This window comes from Bacteroides ovatus (genome assembly GCF_001314995.1).
GTDB classification, from domain to species: domain Bacteria; phylum Bacteroidota; class Bacteroidia; order Bacteroidales; family Bacteroidaceae; genus Bacteroides; species Bacteroides ovatus.
Map to the genome: position 1 here is coordinate 1930759 of NZ_CP012938.1, position 22214 is coordinate 1952972.

General features: G+C 43.7%; 16 protein-coding genes. All 16 read right to left on the minus strand.

Annotation, left to right across the window (positions count from 1 at the left end):
* Nucleotides 1–190 precede the first annotated feature (190 nt).
* The 16 genes from Bovatus_RS07830 to Bovatus_RS07905 all read right to left on the minus strand — a co-directional run bounded on the left by Bovatus_RS07830 (nt 191) and on the right by Bovatus_RS07905 (nt 22192).
* Nucleotides 191–1363 (minus strand): iron-containing alcohol dehydrogenase, encoded by a 1173-nt coding sequence (locus tag Bovatus_RS07830; RefSeq protein ID WP_004300670.1) that lies wholly within the window; start codon nt 1361–1363, stop codon nt 191–193.
* Between the two features lie 139 nt (nt 1364–1502).
* Nucleotides 1503–2513, minus strand: a complete 1011-nt coding sequence (locus tag Bovatus_RS07835; protein WP_004300672.1) for a lysylphosphatidylglycerol synthase transmembrane domain-containing protein — start codon at nt 2511–2513, stop codon at nt 1503–1505.
* A 127-nt stretch (nt 2514–2640) separates the two neighbouring features.
* Nucleotides 2641–3558: a phosphoinositol dihydroceramide synthase gene (locus Bovatus_RS07840; RefSeq protein WP_004321424.1), complete on the minus strand. Its 918-nt coding sequence runs from the start codon at nt 3556–3558 to the stop codon at nt 2641–2643.
* 123 nt (nt 3559–3681) lie between these two features.
* Nucleotides 3682–4332: a CDP-alcohol phosphatidyltransferase family protein gene (locus Bovatus_RS07845; RefSeq protein ID WP_004300676.1), complete on the minus strand. Its 651-nt coding sequence runs from the start codon at nt 4330–4332 to the stop codon at nt 3682–3684.
* Nucleotides 4333–4426: 94 nt separating this feature from the next.
* Nucleotides 4427–4894, minus strand: a complete 468-nt coding sequence (locus Bovatus_RS07850; protein WP_004321425.1) for a GtrA family protein — start codon at nt 4892–4894, stop codon at nt 4427–4429.
* 14 nt (nt 4895–4908) lie between these two features.
* Nucleotides 4909–5388 (minus strand): phosphatidylglycerophosphatase A family protein, encoded by a 480-nt coding sequence (locus Bovatus_RS07855; protein WP_004300680.1) that lies wholly within the window; start codon nt 5386–5388, stop codon nt 4909–4911.
* Nucleotides 5389–5549: 161 nt separating this feature from the next.
* Nucleotides 5550–6839 (minus strand): inositol-3-phosphate synthase, encoded by a 1290-nt coding sequence (locus Bovatus_RS07860; RefSeq protein ID WP_004300682.1) that lies wholly within the window; start codon nt 6837–6839, stop codon nt 5550–5552.
* Nucleotides 6840–6947: 108 nt separating this feature from the next.
* Nucleotides 6948–9500 (minus strand): DUF5686 and carboxypeptidase-like regulatory domain-containing protein, encoded by a 2553-nt coding sequence (locus Bovatus_RS07865; protein WP_044918747.1) that lies wholly within the window; start codon nt 9498–9500, stop codon nt 6948–6950.
* 97 nt (nt 9501–9597) lie between these two features.
* The gene (locus Bovatus_RS07870; RefSeq protein ID WP_004300685.1) at nt 9598–10890 is read right to left on the minus strand and encodes a sensor histidine kinase; all 1293 of its coding nucleotides are present in this window, start codon (nt 10888–10890) and stop codon (nt 9598–9600) included.
* A gap of 54 nt (nt 10891–10944) precedes the next feature.
* The gene (locus tag Bovatus_RS07875; RefSeq protein WP_004300687.1) at nt 10945–12294 is read right to left on the minus strand and encodes a sigma-54-dependent transcriptional regulator; all 1350 of its coding nucleotides are present in this window, start codon (nt 12292–12294) and stop codon (nt 10945–10947) included.
* A 443-nt stretch (nt 12295–12737) separates the two neighbouring features.
* Complete coding sequence (locus tag Bovatus_RS07880) at nt 12738–14216, minus strand: TolC family protein (protein WP_004300692.1); 1479 nt, start codon at nt 14214–14216, stop codon at nt 12738–12740.
* Nucleotides 14217–14345: 129 nt separating this feature from the next.
* A complete protein-coding gene (locus Bovatus_RS07885; RefSeq protein WP_004300694.1) occupies nt 14346–16955 on the minus strand; it encodes a sensor histidine kinase in 2610 nt (869 codons plus the stop codon).
* 84 nt (nt 16956–17039) lie between these two features.
* Nucleotides 17040–18293 carry an ABC transporter permease gene (locus tag Bovatus_RS07890; RefSeq protein ID WP_004300696.1) on the minus strand — a complete coding sequence of 418 codons (1254 nt, stop codon included), beginning with the start codon at nt 18291–18293 and terminating at the stop codon, nt 17040–17042.
* A gap of 29 nt (nt 18294–18322) precedes the next feature.
* Complete coding sequence (locus Bovatus_RS07895) at nt 18323–19612, minus strand: ABC transporter permease (RefSeq protein ID WP_004300698.1); 1290 nt, start codon at nt 19610–19612, stop codon at nt 18323–18325.
* 32 nt (nt 19613–19644) lie between these two features.
* Nucleotides 19645–20913, minus strand: coding sequence for an ABC transporter permease (locus Bovatus_RS07900; RefSeq protein WP_004300700.1), 1269 nt, complete (start codon nt 20911–20913; stop codon nt 19645–19647).
* A 1-nt stretch (nt 20914) separates the two neighbouring features.
* Entirely contained in the window at nt 20915–22192 is a 1278-nt protein-coding gene (locus Bovatus_RS07905; RefSeq protein ID WP_004300701.1) for an ABC transporter permease, read from the minus strand.
* Between the last annotated feature and the right edge of the window lie 22 nt (nt 22193–22214).

The window sequence follows — 22214 nt, forward strand, 5'->3', positions numbered from 1 at the left end:
AAGTATCTTTATAGAATAGACTGGACAATCACGGATTTTAGGTATTTTATACAACTATTATACCAATACATTATTAAAGCGGATATTTTTTGCTTCCGTTTAGGTATTAACTAATAGCAAAACAAACAACTGCATCATTTATCCTCTATCAGAAGACAAATGATGCAGTTGCTCGTTATATCTGTTTTCCTTATAATGCCAGACGGTAAATCTCTTTACTATCCTTTTTCGTTAATTTGACATAGTTGCCAACCAACTCGCCTTTATTCCGGTGAAGGCTATCCGCAAGACGGTCGATATCCGGATTTTCAATACCGAGTTCCTTGAAAGTAACAGGTAGACCGATGGAAGTAAAGAAGGTCTTCAGGCGGGAAATTCCTTCAAGGGCCACCGCCTTTTTATCAGCTGAATCTGCCACTCCCCACACGCGGATTGCATATTGGGCTATCTTATCTACATTATGTTCTGTCATCCATGTCATCCAGGCAGGGAAGATAACGGAAAGTCCCGCACCATGAGTTACATTGTAAATCGCACTGATTTCATGTTCAAGGAAGTGAGAAGCCCAGTCTTCTTCACAGCCTACGCCACAGGTTCCGTTATGGGCAATCGTTCCGCACCACATCAGATTGGCACGGGCTCCGTAGTTTTCAGGGTCTTTCATGACGGTGGTTGCCTCTTTGATGATGGCAAGCAGGGTACCTTCGCACAGGCGGTCGCCTATTTCTACTTCTTTGGTATTGGTGAAATAGCGTTCCATGATGTGCGCCATCATATCGGCAACGCCGCAAGCGGTTTGAAAAGGAGGAAGTGTGTAGGTCAGTTCCGGGTTCATCACGGCGAAAACGGGACGCAATACAGAGGGAGCACGGAGACTTAATTTCTGCAATCCATCGACTTTGGTGATTACAGTGTTACCGGAGCCCTCGCTTCCGGCTGCAGGAATCGTCAATACAACAGCTACTTTCAGTGCTTCCGCAACAACGGCTTTTCCGATGTAGAAGTCCCAAAAATCTCCGTCATAAGGAACTCCGGCTGCAATGGCTTTTGCCGTATCGATTACGGAGCCACCACCCACGGCAAGCATCATGTCTACACTTTCTTTCCGGCAAAGGTCGATTCCTTCGTACACTTTCGTATCTATCGGATTAGGCTGTACACCGCCCAGCATACAATAGGGAATGCCTACTTCCTGCAATGATTTCTCTACACGAGCCAACAAGCCGCTACGTATCACAGAACCGCCACCATAAACAATCATGACTTTACGTGCACCGTATTTCTGTACTAATGCACCAGTCTGCGCTTCCGTATCCCGACCGAACACAAATTCGGTAGGGCTGTAAAAGATAAAATTATTCATTATCGTTTTCTTTATAGGTCTTTTCGTAAGTCTTTTCTATATAGATCCAAATATAACTCCTTTTGCAAACGAGCCTTTCTATAAATCCTTTGATGGATTCTTTCATAGAAGGACTTATAGGTCAGACAAAGTTATAAATTTAAGCAGAATATTTTTCTTTTGATTGTTTAAAATTTCCTACTTTCATAAGTGCAAGGCCGATTACAATCCAGACCATCTCGCGTACCCGGGTAATCAAAGCGGCATAGACTCCGTAAGCTCCGGAAAGGGAAAGACCTCCCACAGCGAGGGCAAAACCTCCTTCACGACCTCCCAATTGCATGGGTAAAAAAAACAGAAGATTGGCAAGTAAAGAAGAAAAAGCCGCAATCAGACAGCAGTCGGCAAAGCTGACATTAGTAGTCAGTACGTTCAGTATCAGCCATATTTCAAGACAACTGACTACACGGGCGGTATATTCCAACAAAAGGGCACTATAAAAGGTTTGTTTCTTTTGTTGGTGGAGAAGGGCGATTTGTTTGTCTATATTTTCCAACTTCTCTTTATGCACGCTTGCAAAGTGAAGGACTTTCTTTTTCAGAAAAGGGATGCGACTACCCATACGGACAACAGCCACAGCCATCCCATGCCGATAACCTTTTATAAAAAGAGTAGCAATCAGCAGGCAAAAGACAGTAATGGCTCCCAGAATGATTCCCATCACCCACCCCACCGGATACAGACAAACGTAAAGTAACACCGAACTTAACCAAAAGCAAAAGTGGGAAAAGATATGCATCATCACATAAAGAATCACGGAAGAAGTGGCACGCTCTATTCCGATATAGGGTTTCAACTCCATAATGCGGTATGGCTCGCCACCCATCAACCCGACAGGAGTCACGTAATTAAGTGCAAAACCTGTTACTGTGAATTTATAGAGCCGAGCAAATGAAAAACCGGTCTTGCCACTACTGCGGATGATTATGTACCACGATACTGTATTGATAAGATAGACAAATAGCCACAGCAACAAAACCAAAGGCAAATATACCCCTGCACGCTTCAGATTCGCCCAAAGCTCCTGATAATCCATATCGAAAGTGAATATCATTATCAGGACGGCGATAATACCAAAGGCGAGGAATATATTTCGGTACTTGTTCTTCACTATTTTGTAGGACTTATATCTATTTTATATAGGTATATATCTGCTTTTATATGAGTATATAGTTACTTCTTAGATGAGTATATGCTTACTTCTTGATGGATATATATCACTCTATTCACATATAACCTCACTTTATATACGCATAATATCTTTCGAAAAATCTTTTGAACGCCGGGATTCTCATCAATACATACTCAAATACCAGCCAGCCGATTAATGCGCAAGAGATGCCAAGTAATACATCAATGATATAATGATGGCAGGAATAAATAGCTGTTCCCCAAATGCCGACCATGATAATGGAGAAGAGGGTAATCACATACCATCTGCATTTACCAATAATGGCATACACTAATGCAACTACCATATAGGCCGCGTGCAGTGAAGGCACTGCCGCAAATACATTTGCATTACGCCCGTAGATTGAATCAAAGATAGTCACTCCAAAGAATGCATCAAAGCGACCCAATCCTGCAACATTGCCCGGTGTGTTCAATATCGGTTCGAAGCCGTAGTTGATGGCATACCAGGGCGGAGCAGCCGGATGAATGTAATAACCGGCAAAGCCAATCAGATTGACGAACAAAAATACCAACGCAAAACGAAGGTAGGTTTTTCTTTCCTTCTTAAAATACAGGCAAAGACCGAACAGGATAGGAACGGGAACCCAACAAAGGTAGAAGATTCCGGCAAAAACGTCCGCTATCGGCCAGTTGTGTGCAGCGAAGTATTCGCAAGGAGTAACCAGAAGACCATTATCCATTACTCCGAAAAGGGACTTTTCGAGATGATACAGTCCGGCCACGTCAATCGGGTTCACCTCGTAGTTAGGGCAAATACGCATCCAGTCATACGAAATTCCAAAAATGGCGAAAGGTAGCAGGGCTACTGCCAGCTTACGAGTAGGCAATCCGGCAAAGAATAAAACTAAATAGAGTACCGCCATCAACAGATGCTCGGAACGAAGTCCGATGAAGATACCTGTCAATAAAAGGAAAAGAGCCATAATGACTACCACAGTCAGGGTTTCTCTTTTCGACGGCATTTGAATGTTCTTTATCATTATAACGTTTTGATTAGACGATTAGACTATTTACTATTGGACTATTTACGATGTACTATTTAGGATGTACGATGTAAATAGTAAATCGTCCAATAGTAAATTAATTCATTCTTTCATCGCTTTATAGCAATGTCTCACTCGTGCAAAAGCCGTGATATTGGCAAATACAGCAACAAAAGCCAGAGGAACAATCAGAATCAGGATTGGTTCGAAAGCGGTAATATCTTTAAAAACACCACAGAACAAAGCTCCGAGACTGGTCAGTACTACACGCTCCGGGCGCTGCATGAATCCTACTTTACATTCGATTCCCAAGCCTTCGGCACGGGCACGCACGTAGCTTACCATCAGCGAACCGATGAGTGCCACGAAAGCAATGAGTGCATAAAGGAAATAATCTTTCATTGATAAATAGTAACAGATACCGAAGAAAGTCATCAATTCACTGTAACGGTCGAGTACCGAATCGTAAAGCGCACCGAACTTGGAACTCATATTGCCCAGGCGAGCCACACGCCCATCCATCATATCGAACAATCCGGCAAACAGAATCACACCTCCTGCCCAGCCGATAATGGCCAGATCGTTTTGTCCGCCATAAATGCCGGCATACACAAACATACCTGCCGCTACTACATTGAGCACAAATCCGGTAGTGGTGATAAAGTTGGGAGTGATCCCTATTTTAATCATTCCGCGTATCAGGGGATTGATAATCTTATAAATCAGCTGTTGTAAATAATCTCTGTAATTCATCTGTTTAAATCTGTTTATATCTAAATCTTCTGTTTTTTCAATCTGTATATATCTAATTCTTTCGTTTTTTCATCAGTCTTTTCAATCCGTTTTTTCAGTTTCTTTTTCCGAATAAACTTCTGATATCTATATTCCGGTAAACAAAAAAGCGCTGCATATTATAATTCCAAAACAGTGCCACGATGATTGCCACTACCACTTTAGGGATAATGAAGAAATCTCCGAAATACAGGCTAAGTGTGTTGCGTACCCAGGGAATCTTCGCCAATGATTCCGTCAGTGCATACGTTCCCCACGTATTGAGCCAAACGCTGCAAACCCATACAAGGACAAATTTTACGGCAACGTGTGTTTTCTTTCCTTTCGATTTAAAAGTCCATTTATAGTTGATAACACAATTAACGATTCCTCCATAGATAGCCCCCGCCAGGGTGGCATATACATAGTAGACATCAAACAGCCTGACTAGAAGAATCGTAACGAGAAAGTCTGCAATAGTTGCCATTTGAGCAGAAAGCTGCGCCCTCAAGAACATGAAGATGCCGCCTTTCTGGGAAATCATCCGTGCAACTTTTTTCAGCCAATCACCCATCTCGCTCCCACTAACAAAATAAAACTATACACTCCCGCCAAAACATCGTCCATCATCACACCTACTCCACCTTTCAGGCTTTCCATACGGCGTATGCCCAACGGCTTGGCTATATCAAAGATACGGAACAGGGCAAAAGCCGCAATCACATACCAGAACCAACGATCGTCATTGGGAACAGCCAACAACGGTATCCACACTCCCACCATCTCGTCCACTACCACACGCGAAGGATCTTCCCCCCAATAAGTTTCCAGTTTATTGGCAGCCCAAATGCCGGCGAATGTAAATACAATCACCAAAGCGGCAGTCAGCCATAATACCCAAGAGAAAGGAAGGAGAAAATAAAGTGCAATCCAAATGATAGAAGCCAGTAACGCCCCAGCCGTGCCGGGAGCAAAAGGAGAAAAACCGGAGCCAAAGCCCGTGCCTATAAAAACAGGTAGAAAGGGAGGACGCTTCATTTATTACTAATTACTAATTACAAACTACGAGTCGGTTGTGTCACGAGTCCCCCAACGAATGGGGAATTTGTACAATAAAAAAGTAAAAGTTGAGGTTGAGCATCCACCAGTCTTTATAGGATGGTAAATCTCAATCTCAACTTATTATTTGGGGTTACTGATTAAGCTAAGTAATCAGGTTCTTTTTCACCAATCATGTTACGCAATGTCTGTTTTACCATTCTCCATTGTGTAAACAAGTCGTGTTCGGGCTGATGTTCGAAATCGTGCATCGGGCTCTTGCAGAAGAATGACAACCAAGTCTGGATGCCACACATACCTGCACGCATTGCCAAGTCGCTGAACAACACAAGGTCAAGAGCGATAGGAGCTGCAAGGATAGAGTCGCGGCAAAGGAAGTTCACCTTGATTTCCATCGGGTAGCCCATCCATCCGAAGATGTCGATGTTGTCCCATGCTTCTTTGTTGTCTTTGCGGGGAGGATAGTAGTTGATACGTACTTTATGATAAACATCTCCGTAGAGATCCGGATATTTTTCTGGTTCGAAGATAGTGTCGATTACAGACAGCTTGCTGACTTCTTTTGTCTTGAAGTTGTCCGGATCATCAAGCACTTCACCGTCGCGGTTACCGAGGATATTGGTAGAGAACCAACCGTTCACACCCAGCATACGGGTTTTGAACATCGGAGCCAATACGGTTTTCATCAATGTCTGACCACTCTTGAAGTCTTTACCGGAGATAGGTACATTCTTTTGTTTAGAGAATTCCCACATAGCAGGAGTATCCACACACAAGTTAGGAGCACCCATTACGAACGGAGCGTCTTCTGCAATCGCAGCATACGCGTAACACATACTCGGAGAAATCACGTCTGTATTGTTTTCCTTCATTGCTTTCTCTAAAGCAGCGAGTGACATGTGTTCGTCAGACAGCGGAATGTAAATTTCAGTACTTGCAGCCCAAAGCACCACTACGCGTTCGCAGTTGTTAGCAGCCTTGAAGTCGCGGATATCCTGACGAAGTTGTTCTACCATTTCCCAACGGGTAGCGGCCTTCTTCACGTGTGTACCGTTCAGACGTTTTGCCCAGTTGTGATCGAAAGCAGCCGGCATCGGTTTGATAGCTTCCAACTCTTCTTTTACTCCATTCAGGTCTTTTTCTTTCAAAACCTCGGCGTACATAGCAGCTTCGTATGCGTTGTCCGGGAAAATATCCCATCCTCCGAAAACAATGTCTTCCAAATTCGTCAAAGGCACAACGTCCTTGATGAGTTTTTCTTCGTTGTTCTCCATGCGCATTGTGGCTAACTGTGTAATAGATCCTATCGGTTTTGCCAGTCCCTTGCGAGAGGCTAGTGTACCTACAATCATCGTGGTAGCTACCGCACCACCCACTCCAACTACCAGTACGCCAAGACGCCCGGTAGCGGGTTTAATTTCTTGTTTCATTTCTATTCTATTAAAATTAAACTAAAATTGATGCAAAAATAAGATTAATTAATTACTAATACGGTCTTTATTTGTCATATAAACATTGCAATTAGCAGGATTTAACTTTTAAAAGGTCATGTGGAGACTTATTCTCAAGCCTGATCTGTCAATCCCGGGCGAATCACGATAAGTGAGCCTCCAGATATAGTCCAAACGTAACACCTTGAAAATGTTTTCAATACCGACACCCGCCTCCACATAAGGTGTTTTTCCCATTGTTTGTGTGTTCTCTATCGGAAAAGCGAACAAACCGTCGCTCAAAGCCGGGTTGTTTTTATCGCTCAAATGTCCATATAATCCACGACAGGAAACTATTTCTCTCCATTTAAGTTTTTTCAACAACGGTACCCGGTTGAACAGCCATCCGTTGAGGAAATAAGTAACATCCCACGAGAAATATTCATCGTTCATAAACTCCATCGCATTCATCAACGAGTAAGATTCCGGTTGGATGGTATAAGAAAGGTTGGCATTAGGCATGATAAGCAACGGAAAAGGTACTTTATCCCACACTTTACCTGCTTTTAGTATAACGTCCGTATAGCCGAACGCGGAAAACCAGAAGCGTTTCTGAATACCGGCTTCGGTATGATTGTAAGTGTAATCGCTGCCCAACACTCCTTTTCCGGCAATGGTATGCGACAAGGTAAACACCGGTGCATCCAACGATACGGGAAAACGGTTCCATTGGGTCTGGAAGAATTTCTCATTCGAAGCATAACGCAACTTCAACTCTGCGGCACTGATAGAGAAATCTTTTACCGGGGTGTAGGTATCTCCTTCTTTCTTTAAAAAAGGAATCAGGTAGGAGGACTCATCTTTCCGTGTACGTGCTGTCAACTGGAAAGAAAAGCCGGAATAAAACTCATTGGTATAGGTCATCTCCGCCTGCCGGAAATAGCCGATACGGTCGTCCTTCTCACGTTTCAAGGCCAGAAACACATTGTCTTTGCTTGTATACAGGTAATTTTGTCCGTACTGGTTCACATCTGATTCGTAACGCAATTTCAATGAATGGATGGGAAATTCGTTGGCGTATTCTTTCTTCTTCTTGAAAGAATATTCCAGTTCCGCCAATCCTTTCACTCTTTCATCTTTAAACCCGTAAGCCACATATCCTTTGCCAAACAGGTGCGGATTGAGCCAGGCGGTAGTCATACCTCCGGCACGGATACGGGGACCTTCCAATGTGTTACCGCTGATAGTGGCATTCATCGGGCCGATATAGAAAAGCGGCGCTTCTTTGGAGGTAGGAATATATCCCGTAAAGAGAATGGAGAGTACTTTCTCCGTCCAGTAATATACCGGATAACTGCGTAATTGTGTCATCAGGCGGTCTACCGAGTTTTCCTGCTGGGAGATAGCGGCTTGCGGACGATTCTCCGCCCAGAATGTTTCGGGACGCGACAGGGCTTCCGTCTCTTCAATAATACGTTCGGGTTTGGTGAAGGCTTTGTCGGCTTCGGCAGTCGGCGTAAAGGTGTAGTTGCTGTAATCCGCTACACGGCGGGCAAAAATACCGTCCTGTCCTTCGGTCAGTTTAAACTCAACAGTGATACTTTCATGATCGAGCAGACGTGTGCCGTCTTCAGCGCGCTTAAATTCCTGTTCGAGCAACATGTAGTCTACAAAGTTCAGGTTTATCTTTTTGGAAAAGTTGAATACGGCACGTTTAACAAAGTAAGTAGAGTCGAGCGTCACATACAGGTGTCCGTTGAAACCGAAAGACTCGGAATTAAAAGGTGTGAAAGCAAGGTCTGCACAAGGCTCTCCAGCAATCTGCAACGTGTCCATCAGGTAATATTTATAAAAGCCTGTGCCGATACGGGACAAGGGACTGACAAACTTATTTGTAAACAGGGAAATGTTGTTTTCGTAGATATCGACGTCTTTAAAGACTTCATTGATGGCTGCCTGCATCCCTTGTTTAGAAAGAAACTCATCGACACCGGCCTGTTTGCGCCCTTTCACCCATTGCTTCTCGGAACGGGGAGATTTCCGGTAATAGTCTGTGGCAAGCAGTTCACGGGCTGATACCGTCAGAATCGGTTTACCGGTAACAGCAGAAGTATCTACATATTCCGTCAGGAAATCAAATTTACGATATAGCCATTTTTTCTGTTTCTCTTCATCGAAGTTATTCAACGCAAAGGTGGTCTTTTCATAACGTTCGCGTTGCCAGAAGTCTTTCTCGTAGGGAGAGTAGTTGTCACGGCTTTCAATCATACGGCGGACAAATTCTACGGCGGGATTATCTTTCTTCCGGTAGTGCTCACGTTTGGGTTTGACTACCACTTCACCAAGCGCGTATTCGGTAGGCGCAAGTGCTACTTTATAGGATGCATTACGGGCAGGGCGAATGGTGCGGACATAGTCATTATATCCGATTACAGAGATTACAAGCACTGCTTCGGAGCGGTGGGTTTTGAAGTAAAAGCGTCCGTCGCTTCCGGTAGTAGTTCCTTCGGTCGTGTCTTTTAAGCGTACAGATGCATAAGGCAAAGGTTCTTTGGTCAGAGAATCAGTCACCACCCCTTGTACCACATACTGCGCACTGAGCGGAATACTGATAGCCAATAAAAGAAAGAGCGTCAATGTGCCTTTTTTCATTAATCTCATACCTTAAATCCTATTGAATTGAGCGGGGCAAAGGTAGGAGTGATTTCAAGACAAAAAAAGGTCTATTTGACGGAAGAAATGTTCTTATTTGACACAATTAGGGGAAAGTAATACGAAATCGGGTCAGTCCGTCGGCATAGGTTCGCAAAGAGAATGTGCACCCATGACGCATCAGTACTTCGCGAATAAAGATGAGTCCGATTCCCTGACCGTTCGGTTTGGTAGAGAAGAAAGGACTGAACAGTTTAGCTTCTGTTTCTTTGCTGATTCCCTGACCGTTATCTATCACTTCAACAGTGGCCGGAGCGAGGGTGCGGACTATTATTTCCCCATCGGCTTCAATGCTTTCCGCTGCATTTTTGATGATATTTACGAGTACTTGCTCAAACAAAGCGGCATCCAGCATCACATCTTTCAGACTTTCGTCTATTTCCATGCGGAGTGTAATGCGACGGTCATTACACATTCCTTCCATAAACCGCTTGCAGGTGAAAACCAAATCATTCAGATTGACAGAAGAGAGTGTCGGTTCGGGGATTTTCACCACATCGGCAAAACGGGTGATGAAACGACTCATCGAGAAACAACGGTCGGTACATACACGCATCACGTCGCAGATGTCTTCCATTCCTTCTTCGCTGGAAAGGGCTTGTTCTACCGTATCCAGTGTGGAAGTAATGCCGGCAGTCGTGTTGTTCACTTCGTGGGCAATCATGCGAATCACTTTCTCGTATGCTTTCTTTTCCGCTTTCATCACTTCGTCGGTGAGAGTTTCTACCAAGTAGAAAGGATGCTGAAATCCACGATCAATGAAAGAAGAATGAGTACACCGGTAGATATTCGAGTCGTTCAGACGGACGGTTACCTTCTCTCCTTTCGGGAGGTTAGCCAATTCCACCGCTAACGGAGAATCGATCTCTTTCATCTTCTTGCCTTGTACGTCTTCCAAACGAACACCCAGCATTTTCAAAGCCATCGGATTCAATTCCGAAAGGTCTTCATCAAGGGAAGTTATAATCACTCCCATCGGAGAAGCTTTAATCAGCAAATCAAGAAAATTATTCTGTTCACGCAGGCGGAGACGTTCATTCTTGAGCTGTTCCATCATGCGGTTGAAGATATTCACCACACGATCGGCCTCATATTGACCTATAGGGCTAAGACGGCTACTGAAATCCTGCTCACGCAACAGTTCCATACCGCTTCCGATTGTATTCAACGGCTTCACAATCTTACGATAGAAAAAGGTCAGATAAATGAGGATGAAAAGTATCAGCCCCTCCCCTATGTAGAAAAAGATTGTATTCAGTTGACTGGAAAGGAACAGCAATACACTACCTAATGCCAGCAGCAGAAAGACTAGTATGTAAAAGAATCCTTTTATACGCACGTTATCTGTGGTTAACGGTTAATCTTAATATTATTAGGCACGTGCCTAAATTTATCACATTGTTATATTATATTTTTCGAGACGGCGATAGAGTGCTGCACGGCTGATACCCAATGCCGTAGCTACCTGACTCAAATTTCCTTTGTAACGGTCCAACGCCTGGAGAATGGTCTGGCGTTCTATTTCATCCAAAGTCATACCAGCCAGAGCTGCGCCTTCGGTCACTCTTGCGTCATCGTGGCGAATATACTGCGCATCAAAATCGGAAGCATCAAGCAGCGGTTTACCACTTACCAGAATGGTACGTTCCACCAAGTTCTTCAATTCACGAATATTCCCCGGATAGGGCAAACGGCTCAAGAATTGCAGGGCATCGGCAGAGAACTCCGTACGGGGCAATCCGTTGGTTACCGCCTGACGGTCGGCAAAATGACGTGCCAGCAAGGGAATATCTTCGCGACGTTCGCGCAAGGCCGGCAGTTTCACTGTTATCAGATTGATACGATAGAAGAGGTCTTCACGAAAAGTACGTTCGCCTACCATTTTGCGCAAATCGGCATTGGTGGCTGATACTACCCGGATATCCGTTTTTCGAGGACGGCTGTCGCCGAGCACTTCAAATGTCTGATCCTGCAATACACGCAGTAACTTCACCTGGCACGAAAGGTCGAGATCACCTATTTCATCCAGGAAAATCGTCCCTTTGTTTGCCATTTCGAAACGTCCGATACGGTCTGCGGAAGCATCGGTAAAAGCTCCTTTCTTGTGCCCGAACATTTCACTTTCGAACAGGCTTTGAGAAATACCTCCAAGATTCACTTTCACAAAGGGGTGTTTGGCTCGCTGACTGTTGATATGAATGGCCTCGGCTATCAATTCCTTACCTGTTCCGCTTTCCCCTGTAATGAGGACAGAGGCATTGGTCTTTGCTATGCGGGCAATCGTGTTCAACACATCCATCAATCCCTGGCTACGTCCGATGATGTGGCTGCGGTCGAAAGAATCGCTCTGTTCCTGCGTTGGTTCCTGTGGAGTGCCCGAAAGTTGGAGTGCCGTTTCAATGCGTTGCAACAAGGCGGCATTATTCCAGGGCTTCGTTATGAAATCAAAAGCTCCCGCCTGCATTCCTTGCACGGCAAGTTGGATACTTCCCCAAGCGGTCATCAATATCACCGGTGTTTCGGGACGGAATATTTTTACTTGTTTGAGTAGGGTCAAACCCTCCTCACCCGTTGTAGAAAGAGTGAAGTTCATATCCATCAGGATTAAATCCGGAGCTACGGAACGTACTACTTCCATAGCTTCCCGTGGACCGGGAACGGTCTGTGCTTCATATCCTGCCCGCTTCAACATGAAGCTAAGCGAAGAACGCACTGCGCTGTCGTCATCAATTATCAGAATCATAGTTATATTTGAGTTTTACCCAGTCAATTAACAACTTTGTCTCACACTCCAAAGGTACTAATAAATAGTTTGCTACCAAATGATTGATATATAAATCACGGAATGCACGCTTCAATAATACAAGTTACGTAATAAAGCTGTTTTCTTATTATTGTATTTAAGATTTTCCACTGCACTAAATAAAGATTTTCAGTACAGTAATTTATAATTGTTTATGCAGTCGAGTAATTATCCCGTTATAACGGGACAATAGTCACCTTATAGAGTGATAAATATCATCTTATAAGATGACTATTGTCACTTTATAATATGACCACCTGTCTCCGAAAGGATTAAAACTCTTAAGATACGAAATTAATTCGTAAAAAGCAAGAACGGAATAGAAAATAATACTATTTACAGCAAGTTCCTCCATAAGATTCAAAAGCTTTTTCCTACCCTTTCTATTGCCGGATAATTTCATCAAAATCAGCTTCAAGTTCGGTATTGGTACGAAAATCCCATAGCGTCAGACTGCGAATCTGATAATAGTAATACCAATAATAATAGAGTTCGGAAATATGTTTCTGTCTTGCCTCATCTTTAGAGTTCTGCGCATCATTCAGGTCTAAGGTATTAATTTTGCCTATCAGGAAAGTTTCAATACTTGTTTTATATCGTTGCTGGGCTATCGCATCGGCTTCTTTGGCTATGTCCAACTGTTGTGCCTGATTATTGAAATGCTCCACCAACAGAAAAATGTCCTGATTGAAGTTTATCTGTTCCTGACGAATCTTTGAAAGCACTACATCCCGGTTGCTCTTGGCTACCCGGACTTTCCCACGGCGTTTTCCCCAATCGAGAATCGGAATCTTAACGCCTACCTGAACAATCTGATTGTCCTGCAAGTTCCTGTAAACGGCCGGAAAATTCCGGTTCTCACCCGTATATCCTACGCTTGCAAACAAATCGACACTACGCAAATTTCCGCGTGCAGTAGCTACTTCATAATCGGCTTCCAACTGGCGGCGACGGATATTCTGTGCAAAAGAATTACGTTCCAATGCTTTATTTAACACCTGATTGTACTCCATCCTCGGGCCATCCACAGCTTCGGGAAGAACCGGGTTTAGTACTTCATCCTCTCCCACTCCCAAAAAAGCACGGAGCTGGAACATCTTGGCATTGAGATCACTCTCTGCTTCCGTCAATGCTGCTTTCGCATTCAAAGCGGAGAGTTTCAACTGCAAGAGTTCATTCTCGGAAATCTGCCCCATTTTGCGTTTGGCAAGGGCTACTTCATAAAGGTGGTCGGCGTTTGTCTGGTTCTGTTTCGCCGTGCCAAGATTTTCTTTTGCCAACAAAAGATTAAAGTAATAAGTGATGGCACGCATCGTCACTTCTTCGGTAGCAGTGATAAAAGCTGCTTTCGCTTCGGCATAACGAACCGGTTCGATGCGTCTGTTCCACTTTATATTATTGACTCCAAAGATGGGTTGTGTAAGTTGTAATGTGACAGGAACCGACATAAAATGCCGGTCTCCTCCGGCTCCCAATTGCTTGATATAGTCGAGAGAGGAAGTCAGCGAAAGTTTACCACCGGTAAGCCAGATGTTTTGATCGATAGAAAGATCACCGGTAAGCCCCAATGTGTTATTACGGACGAAACCGTAAGAACCGTCCGAATTTTGATAGGAACTATACGATTTGTTATAATTGGGCAGGGTTCCGGTCAAGTTGACTTCCGGCAGAAGATCAGCACGAAAGGTACGAAATTCCCAATAGGCCGTTTTCAATTCATTCAAGGCAACAGCAGCGTCAACAGATTGAATACGCGCCATAGCAATAGCTTCATTCAAGGTTATTTCCCTTTCCTTCTGTGCCGACAATGCCAACGGCAGGCAAACGGCAGCAAGAGCAAACAATATACTTTTCTTTTTCATTATACACAGTATTTTCCACTATGAGAGAATCAAACGATGTGCCAAAAAAGTAAAGTTTTTATTATCAACAGATTAGAAAATAAGAAAAGTGTCCATTTTCGGACACTATGCCCAAAAGTGAACGTTCGATTATTCGCAGTAGTTAGGAAGGCGCACAGTGAAACGAGTGCCTTTACCTACTTCGGAGGTGACGGAGATGGTACCATTCAGACGTTCGATGATGGTCTGACAAATACTTAATCCCAAACCTGCTCCTTGGGTGAAATTATCGACTTTATAGAATCGTTCGAATATATGACGGATACCTTCTTCAGAAATACCGACTCCGGTATCCTCCACAAAGATGCGGGTGTAGCCGGGAACCTCATCGTCTTCATAGCCGAAAGTAATGAAACCGCTACTCGTAAATTTAGCAGCGTTATTTATCAGATTATTCACGACTTGCTGCAAGCGTACATTATCTGTCGTGAGATATTTCTTATCACTTTCGGGCATACGCAACACCAGTTCTACTCCCGGTGGCATATTCAAGCGTTGAGAATCATGGACGGTCTTTAATAACAGCGGCAGGTTATGCTCGGCGAACATAAATTCCATGGTTCCCGATTCGATACGTGACAAATCAAGAATATCATTAATCAAAGCCAGTAACAGGCCGCAATTTTTATTAATGGTTCCGATAAACTGGGCAATCTCTTCGCTTGTAAAACCACTCGTATCGCTTAGCAAATCGGAGAAACCTACAATCGCATTCAACGGAGTCCGAATCTCGTGACTCATGTTGGCAAGGAACGCCGATTTCAGTTTGTCAGCCTGGAGGGCTTTATCACGAGCCTCTCTCATCTCCTGCTCGGCAGTCTTATATCGCTGGATACTCTGGCAAACACCTAATATATTGTACAATGAATCTTGTGTCAATCCCGTGATTACGGAAGAACGATATTCCCACCATTCATACTCTCCGTTGACATTCCGCTGACGGAAATTCAGACGGGTATTAGAATCTTCTCCTGTCAATGCTCTATTAAATAACGGACTTATTTCCTTCAAATCATCAGGATGGATAGTGCGATCCATTTCATCACGGGAGATGGTAGTAACCGATTCATCGTATCCAAGACGTTTCAAGAAACCTTGCGGGAAAATGAAACAGTTGGTTTCCATATCAAACTGCCACGGATAGATGGAGCTTTCGTCTACTGCCATATCAAAGAAACGCTTCTGCATTTCTTCATTCGAAATATTCCGTGCGGAAAGTGCCATACCGGTAATCGTATCCTTTGAACGGATCGGGACTATTTCCCCCGACACCGGGAAGTATTTATCACTATGCACTTCTTTCATGAAAGCTCCCTGGGGTATCTTCACACTTTCTCCTTTTGAAGCTACCTGCTTCAGCATAGAATGAAGAATATCCTGACCGTTATAATATATCTTGAAGATGCTGCCTGCCATCATTCCTTCATAAAAACGGCCCCCTGACTCATACGGCAAATGCAGCATTTGTAATAAGGAGCGGTTTGTGAAATGAATGTGCAAATCGGTATCATACGTTATCACACCATCACGGATGGAATGAAATACATTATCAAACTCATTACGCTGTTCCACAAGTTTATTCTGCACGAGCAGACGGGTCTGTGCCTGAATCCGTCGTTTGGACTCACGCCGGTTGGCACGCATCAACCACACGATAGAAGCTATCAGCAACGCCAGGATAGACGGATAGAGCAGTATAAAAAGGTATTTATATTTTTCCCAATACGGTTCGTTGACGATGGTTCCGCTAGAGGATACTTTATCAGGGTCAATATGAAAATAATCCAACTGTTTATAGTCATAGATGAATCCCTGCGTGATTTCTGTCACTCCTATTTCTTGGGGAGATGTACCTTTTAAGACTAAAGCAGCCCTTTGAGCTGCCGATAATGCTGAAGCATAACTATCGGAATCGTATGCACAGAATACGCCATTAGTTAACCCCACATTCTGACTCGAAAATACGGGAGCTTTTGAGTTTTTGCCAACGAATGAAAGGAAAGGCGACCATTTAGGAGCAACCACCAGACGTTCGTAGCTGTTACGAGGGTAACAAATAGCAGCAATGATGTGACTCGTTGTATGATTTTGGGTATTATAGACTTTCATTCTATAATCCGGATTGTCTTTTTGAAAGATTTTCCACTCTTCTTCAAAATCTTCAAGGCCTTTGTTACTCAAAAAGCTGTTATCTATCACACATACCACTTCTTTCCGCTGGGGAAATATCTTTTGCGCCTGACGCAATATGACATCAAAATCCGGATTGGCAGTGAACCCGCAAACATTGGGATGAGTAGCAATCAGCTCCATATCAGGATACTTAATGCCGAAAAACACGACCGGTATCTGCAAAGGCAACGAATCTCCACAGGCAAAAAGAGTATAGAAAGCTTCATCACTTGCTGTTATAATCAAATCGGTCTGCCTGTCACGGGCACGCTGACAAAAACGACGCATAATTACTTTCTCGGAGTTGAATGCCCAAAAATCGGCATCAAGATACTCCGTTGTTATATTCACCTTCAGGCCACTTTCTTTAAATCCTTTGACCAACCCCTGATTAAGGTCGCTATGCCAAGGAGTCTGTGAGGTGTATGACTGTATAAACAGGATATTGTATGTACGTTCCGCTGCTGCCGCCTGAATAAGAACAGCAAAAAACAGAACGATAAGCAAACAATAGTAGCGTCGATTCATATAATTAAAGCCTGCGGTGTTTTCAATATTATGCCGACAAAGATACGTTAAATCTATTGAAAACAAACAGATAGCCCAAGTTTTTTATTCTTCGCGCAACGCCTCGGCAGGGTGTATGCGAATTACCTGACGAGCAGGAAACCAAATGCCAACGAGAATCATTAAAGACATCAGGAAATAGGTTATGACAAATGTAATAAGAAAACGCACTACTCCCCACTCCATATACCCTTCAGTCAACTCCAGATGGCCGATATTATAACAGATGACGGCGGCAGGCAAAGCAGCCAGAGTCAATAATAGCAATCCTTCTTTATTTAAACGTTGCCAAAGCTGCATCCGGCTGGCCCCGACTGCTATACGAAGCGCAGACTCGGCACGACGGTGCTGCGTACGGAACCAGAAGGTGCCGACAATGCCCAACAGGATATTAAGCAATAAGAAGCCCATCATCCAGAAACGTACCTGTACCTGATTATAACTTCCTTGCTGGAAGTCATTCCGCAGATCTTCATAATCATGCACTTTCAGGATGAATAAGTTACCGACACTCAACTGGTTGGCGGACAATTTCATCAAATGTTCCGCAAAGTCTCTGGAAGTCCCCGGTTTCACCCGCAGACAAACTTCTACACTCGAAGGATAAAGTTCATCGTCAAGTTCGACCATTATCTTTTCAGTAAGTTCAATGGCTACATACCGGTCACTGTAGTTAGGCCAAAAGTCATTGTAACGCACTTTCTTCGAAACTCCCCCTATCTTGTACACTTTCGTAGAATCATCCACATCGACCATTTCTTTACCCAACAGCGTACGATCGCCTTTATAATCTTTGGGCCAGAAATTTTCACCAACAACTACATTGCCATTCTTTAAAGCTTGCACCAACGGCTGATAACCACGCCCATCAGCACTTTGATAACGGAAGACCTGAAAAAAGTCAGGGGTTACCGAACGTCGTAGCGGACTACTAACCAATGTATCGATACGCAACATACTACCGGAATTACTCCCGATATAGGGACGCGCATTATTGGATATTGAAACGGCCTCCACTTCCGGCAATCTCCGGAGACGATTGGTCAACTCGATAATATCTTGTCCTAAAGATGTACTCTTTTGCTCTTTCGAAAGATAAGAATTACTCTTGTCGTTTTTCAGGCTTAGCTCCAAATAATACGTATCGGTAATATCAAATCCTACCGGTTCGTAATAAGTACGCGCTGTCACATACGTCCAGTCGACCACATACCACAGGACCACAAAAACAATTAATAGTTCTGACCACAACCATCCGTTTGACCGGCGCTCGTTCCATATTTGTTTTAATAGTTGCATTTTCTTTAGAATTTAGATGAGTTGAAGAATTATCTTTCGTTGATGGCATCCACAATATTGGTGCGAGTTACTCTCCATGCCGGAATGGCGGCACTTAATAAATTGAGTAGGAAGCAAGCCAGAAATGCCAGCAGGAATACGGTAGGATCGAACAGTAAGTCGACACACATGGTCCGCAAATCTTCCACCCCATTGGATACAAAGTCTACGGAGAAAAGCATTCCTCCCAAAAGGAAAGCGGCGACATAACTTAATACCAGTCCGAGAATTCCTCCGAACAGGGAATAAAGCATATTTTCGGATAGTACCTGCATCATAAGCTCCCGTCTGGGGGCACCAAAGGCTTTTCGCACTCCTATTTCGGAGATACGCTTACGCATGCGTGACAAAGTAAGTCCGGATAAGTTGACGGCAGGAACAATCAATAAGACAAGTAATGTCAGTATGTATTGCCGTACTGCTTCTTTCACAGCAGGAGGATTGTTGGCGGAATAGCGTTGCGCGGCTACGAAATAAGTATCAGGCTGTCCGCGATAGAGTAAATCGAAATTGGGATGCCCTGCCATAAAGATAGCCCGCAAGCGGTCTGCCTCCTGACGAATAGCCGGAAAATCGTCTCTCGATTTAGCCAGTATATAGACGGCAGTCATACCCATGATATTGTCATCGCCCCAAGTGGCTGTGAAGGCACTTGTTGAACTCAAAGGAATCCAAACTTGCGCATAGGCGTATTTCGCCAGTTTAGAGACCGGACGTACCACTCCGCAAACAATATAAGCCGAATGATTCAGAAGGAATGTTTTTCCAACCACTTCTGATGTTCCGAACAAACGGCGAGCCATATCTTCGGAAATCACAGCTTTTGCTGCTCCGGCATCAAAATCGGCATTATCATACGGTTTACCAGATAGAAACTCAAATTCAAATATTTTCCAGAAAGCATCGTCTGTTTGCAACACACTACAACTTTCCATCTCACCTGCCGGTTTAGCAGCCAGCATTGTTTCCTGCCAGATATTGGTTATGGAAACAACTTCGGGAATTGTCATTGCTTTGAAACAAGCCTTTGCCGTATTGTATCCGATAGGGCCATTGCTTTGCCAATTCACGTTGGACTTACTTTGAAGTCCGGCAAACCGGAAAATAAGCATCCGGTCACGATGGGTTTCCGGTGCAAAGGGAGCAATAGTCGCACGTAAAGTAATCACAATTACCATTATCATAGCAATAGCCAAAGCTGTACCAATAATGGAAATAGAAGAAAGCAGTTTATTTTCTCCCAACAGATGGAATGCTTGTTTAAAATAGAGTTTTATCATGATCGTTACCAGTATAAAGTTCAGTATATTTCTTACTCGTCTCTTAGTGCTTCGGCCGGTTGCACTTTCATTGATTGCAGAGCCGGATACAACACGCCAAGAATAATCATTATCGCCATCAAGAGATATGTCAGTAAAATGGCTATCAGGAAACGGGGTACTGTAAATGCCATTTGTGATATATCCACTAGTTCAGTATATCCAATATTGAATGCAATCAATACGGCAGGAAGAGCCGACATGCTTAACAGTAACAAACCTTCCGTAATCAAACGATAGAATATGTTTTTCCGGTTAGCTCCCATTGCCATGCGTAAAGCAACTTCTCCCCGGCGTTGCTGGGTACGGAACCAGAAAGTGCCGATCACTCCCAGAAAGATATTCAACAACAGGAAAAAGAGAATACAGAACTGGGTACGTAATTCATTATCATTGTCTATCTCACTGGCTGTCCGGACTTTGCTTAATGGAGTGACATCAAGTATATAAATATTCCCTACCTGATAGATACGGTCGGCATCATTCATAAGACGTTCCACAAAGCCATCGTCTACACCTTCGCGGACACGCAGACTTAATTCGAGATAGGCTACGTTTTCGACTGTTTCCATTTGTTCGTCAGAAAGGTAAGTGCCGATATAGGTTCCGGTAAAAGGTTTTCCGGCAATGTTATAACGATCGTAGCGAACGGGCTCTGTTAAAGCTGCAATACGAAAGTTGGTATCACTCATGCGAACTTCTTTACCCAAAAGGTCTTTTCCGTGGAAAGTAGCATCCGGATAATAGTCTGCAACATCGACAGGAACGATTATTGTATTTTTCTCCAAAGCTTTCACCAGACTTTCATGACCGGAACCATCGATATTCCGGAAACGAAACACCTTATAATATTCAGGAGTCGTCCAACGATCCATCGTACTTATCCAAACCGTGTCGTTATCCGGAAAACGGAAACTCGCTCCACTGCACCCTTCATTGTATGGAATACTGTTTTGAGAGATACAGACAGATTCAACTTCCGGATGACGGGACAAACGTCCGGCTATTTCCCTTAAAGCAGTCATATCATCTTTAACAGTCAGCTCCGGATTGAAATCGGTAGATTTATCGGTAAGACGGTTCATACGTAATACATACGTATTTTCTATATTAAAGCCCATTGGCTGATAATAGATATGCAAAGTGACATAAACCAAATCAATGATATACCACAATACGACAAACACCAACAATAGCTCAATCCATAGAAAAGCATTGCTCCGGCGCTCATTATATATTTGTTTCAATAACTGTTTCATCATTTCATCTTTGGTTTATTGCATCTACAATGTTCATTCTCGACACTCTCCAAGCCGGAATTCCGGCACTCAATAGATTTAATAACAGGCAGAAACAGAATGCAACGAGAAACGTCAACGGACTGAACAGCATATCAGTGGAAAGAGAAGTTTCCCCGGCAAGACCTGCATTCTCACTGTTATCAAAAAGGAATGAGTTTAACAGGAAAGTAGCTGAATAGCTCAATATCAGTCCCAGTATTCCCGCAAGCAGTGTCAATATCAGATTCTCCCAGAATACCTGTCGCAACAATTCGTTGGCAGTAGCACCGAATGCTTTCCGGACACCGATTTCCGTCATACGCTTCCGCATGCGGGATAAAGTCATACTACTTAGGTTGATAGCTGGAACCAAGAGGAGAATCACAATGATAAGAATGAATCGCCTGACAATGTGTTTCATATCCAAGTCTGTCCCCCAATGGCGGTAAAGGTAGGCAAATTGAGTATCCGGCTGACCACGATAAATCAATTCCATATCCTTCAGCTTACTATTGTAGACCTGACGATATTTTTCGACTTCAGCACGAATAGCCGGAAAATCGTCGGACGAACGTGCAAGGATGACCGCCCGCATAGGTCCCATCAGATTTTCTCTCCACGAGAAAGAAGCCAAATCAGTTGATGTATAGGGAATCCAGACCTGTGCATAAGAAGCTGTCGCCAACTTTGATACGTCTTTCACTACTCCTGTAATGGTATAATCCGCTTTATTTAATTGGATGGTACGCCCTACCACGTCAGTTGTACCGAACAGGTGGCGTGCCACACTGGCAGAAACCACTGCCTTGGACAGCCCACTCTCAAAATCGGCTTTCGTATATGGTTTGCCACACAAGAATTCAAAGCAAAAGACTTGCCAGAACGCTTCATCCGTTTCCATTTCATCTACACTCATCCTGCCTCCTCCGGGAAGAGAAGCACGCATCTTATTATTAACGGAAGTAATGGTAACCGCTTCAGGTATTGTCAACGTCTTAAAGCATTCACGGGCAGTCGTGACGGACATCTGGCTGCTGGCAGCATTATTGTGTTGCTCTTTATGCCGGGACGTCATTGCCTTGACATACAATGATCGTGAACGGTTAACTTCCGGCACGCAGTCTTTTATCCGTATCTGCAATGTCAGCACGATCACCATTATCATGCAAATAGCCAAAGCTGTACCTACCATACAGACAATACTAATAAGCCGGTTCTCTTTCAACTGGTAAAGAGCTTGCTTTATGTATTGCTTCCACATCTTCTTATTCTTTTTTTGATTT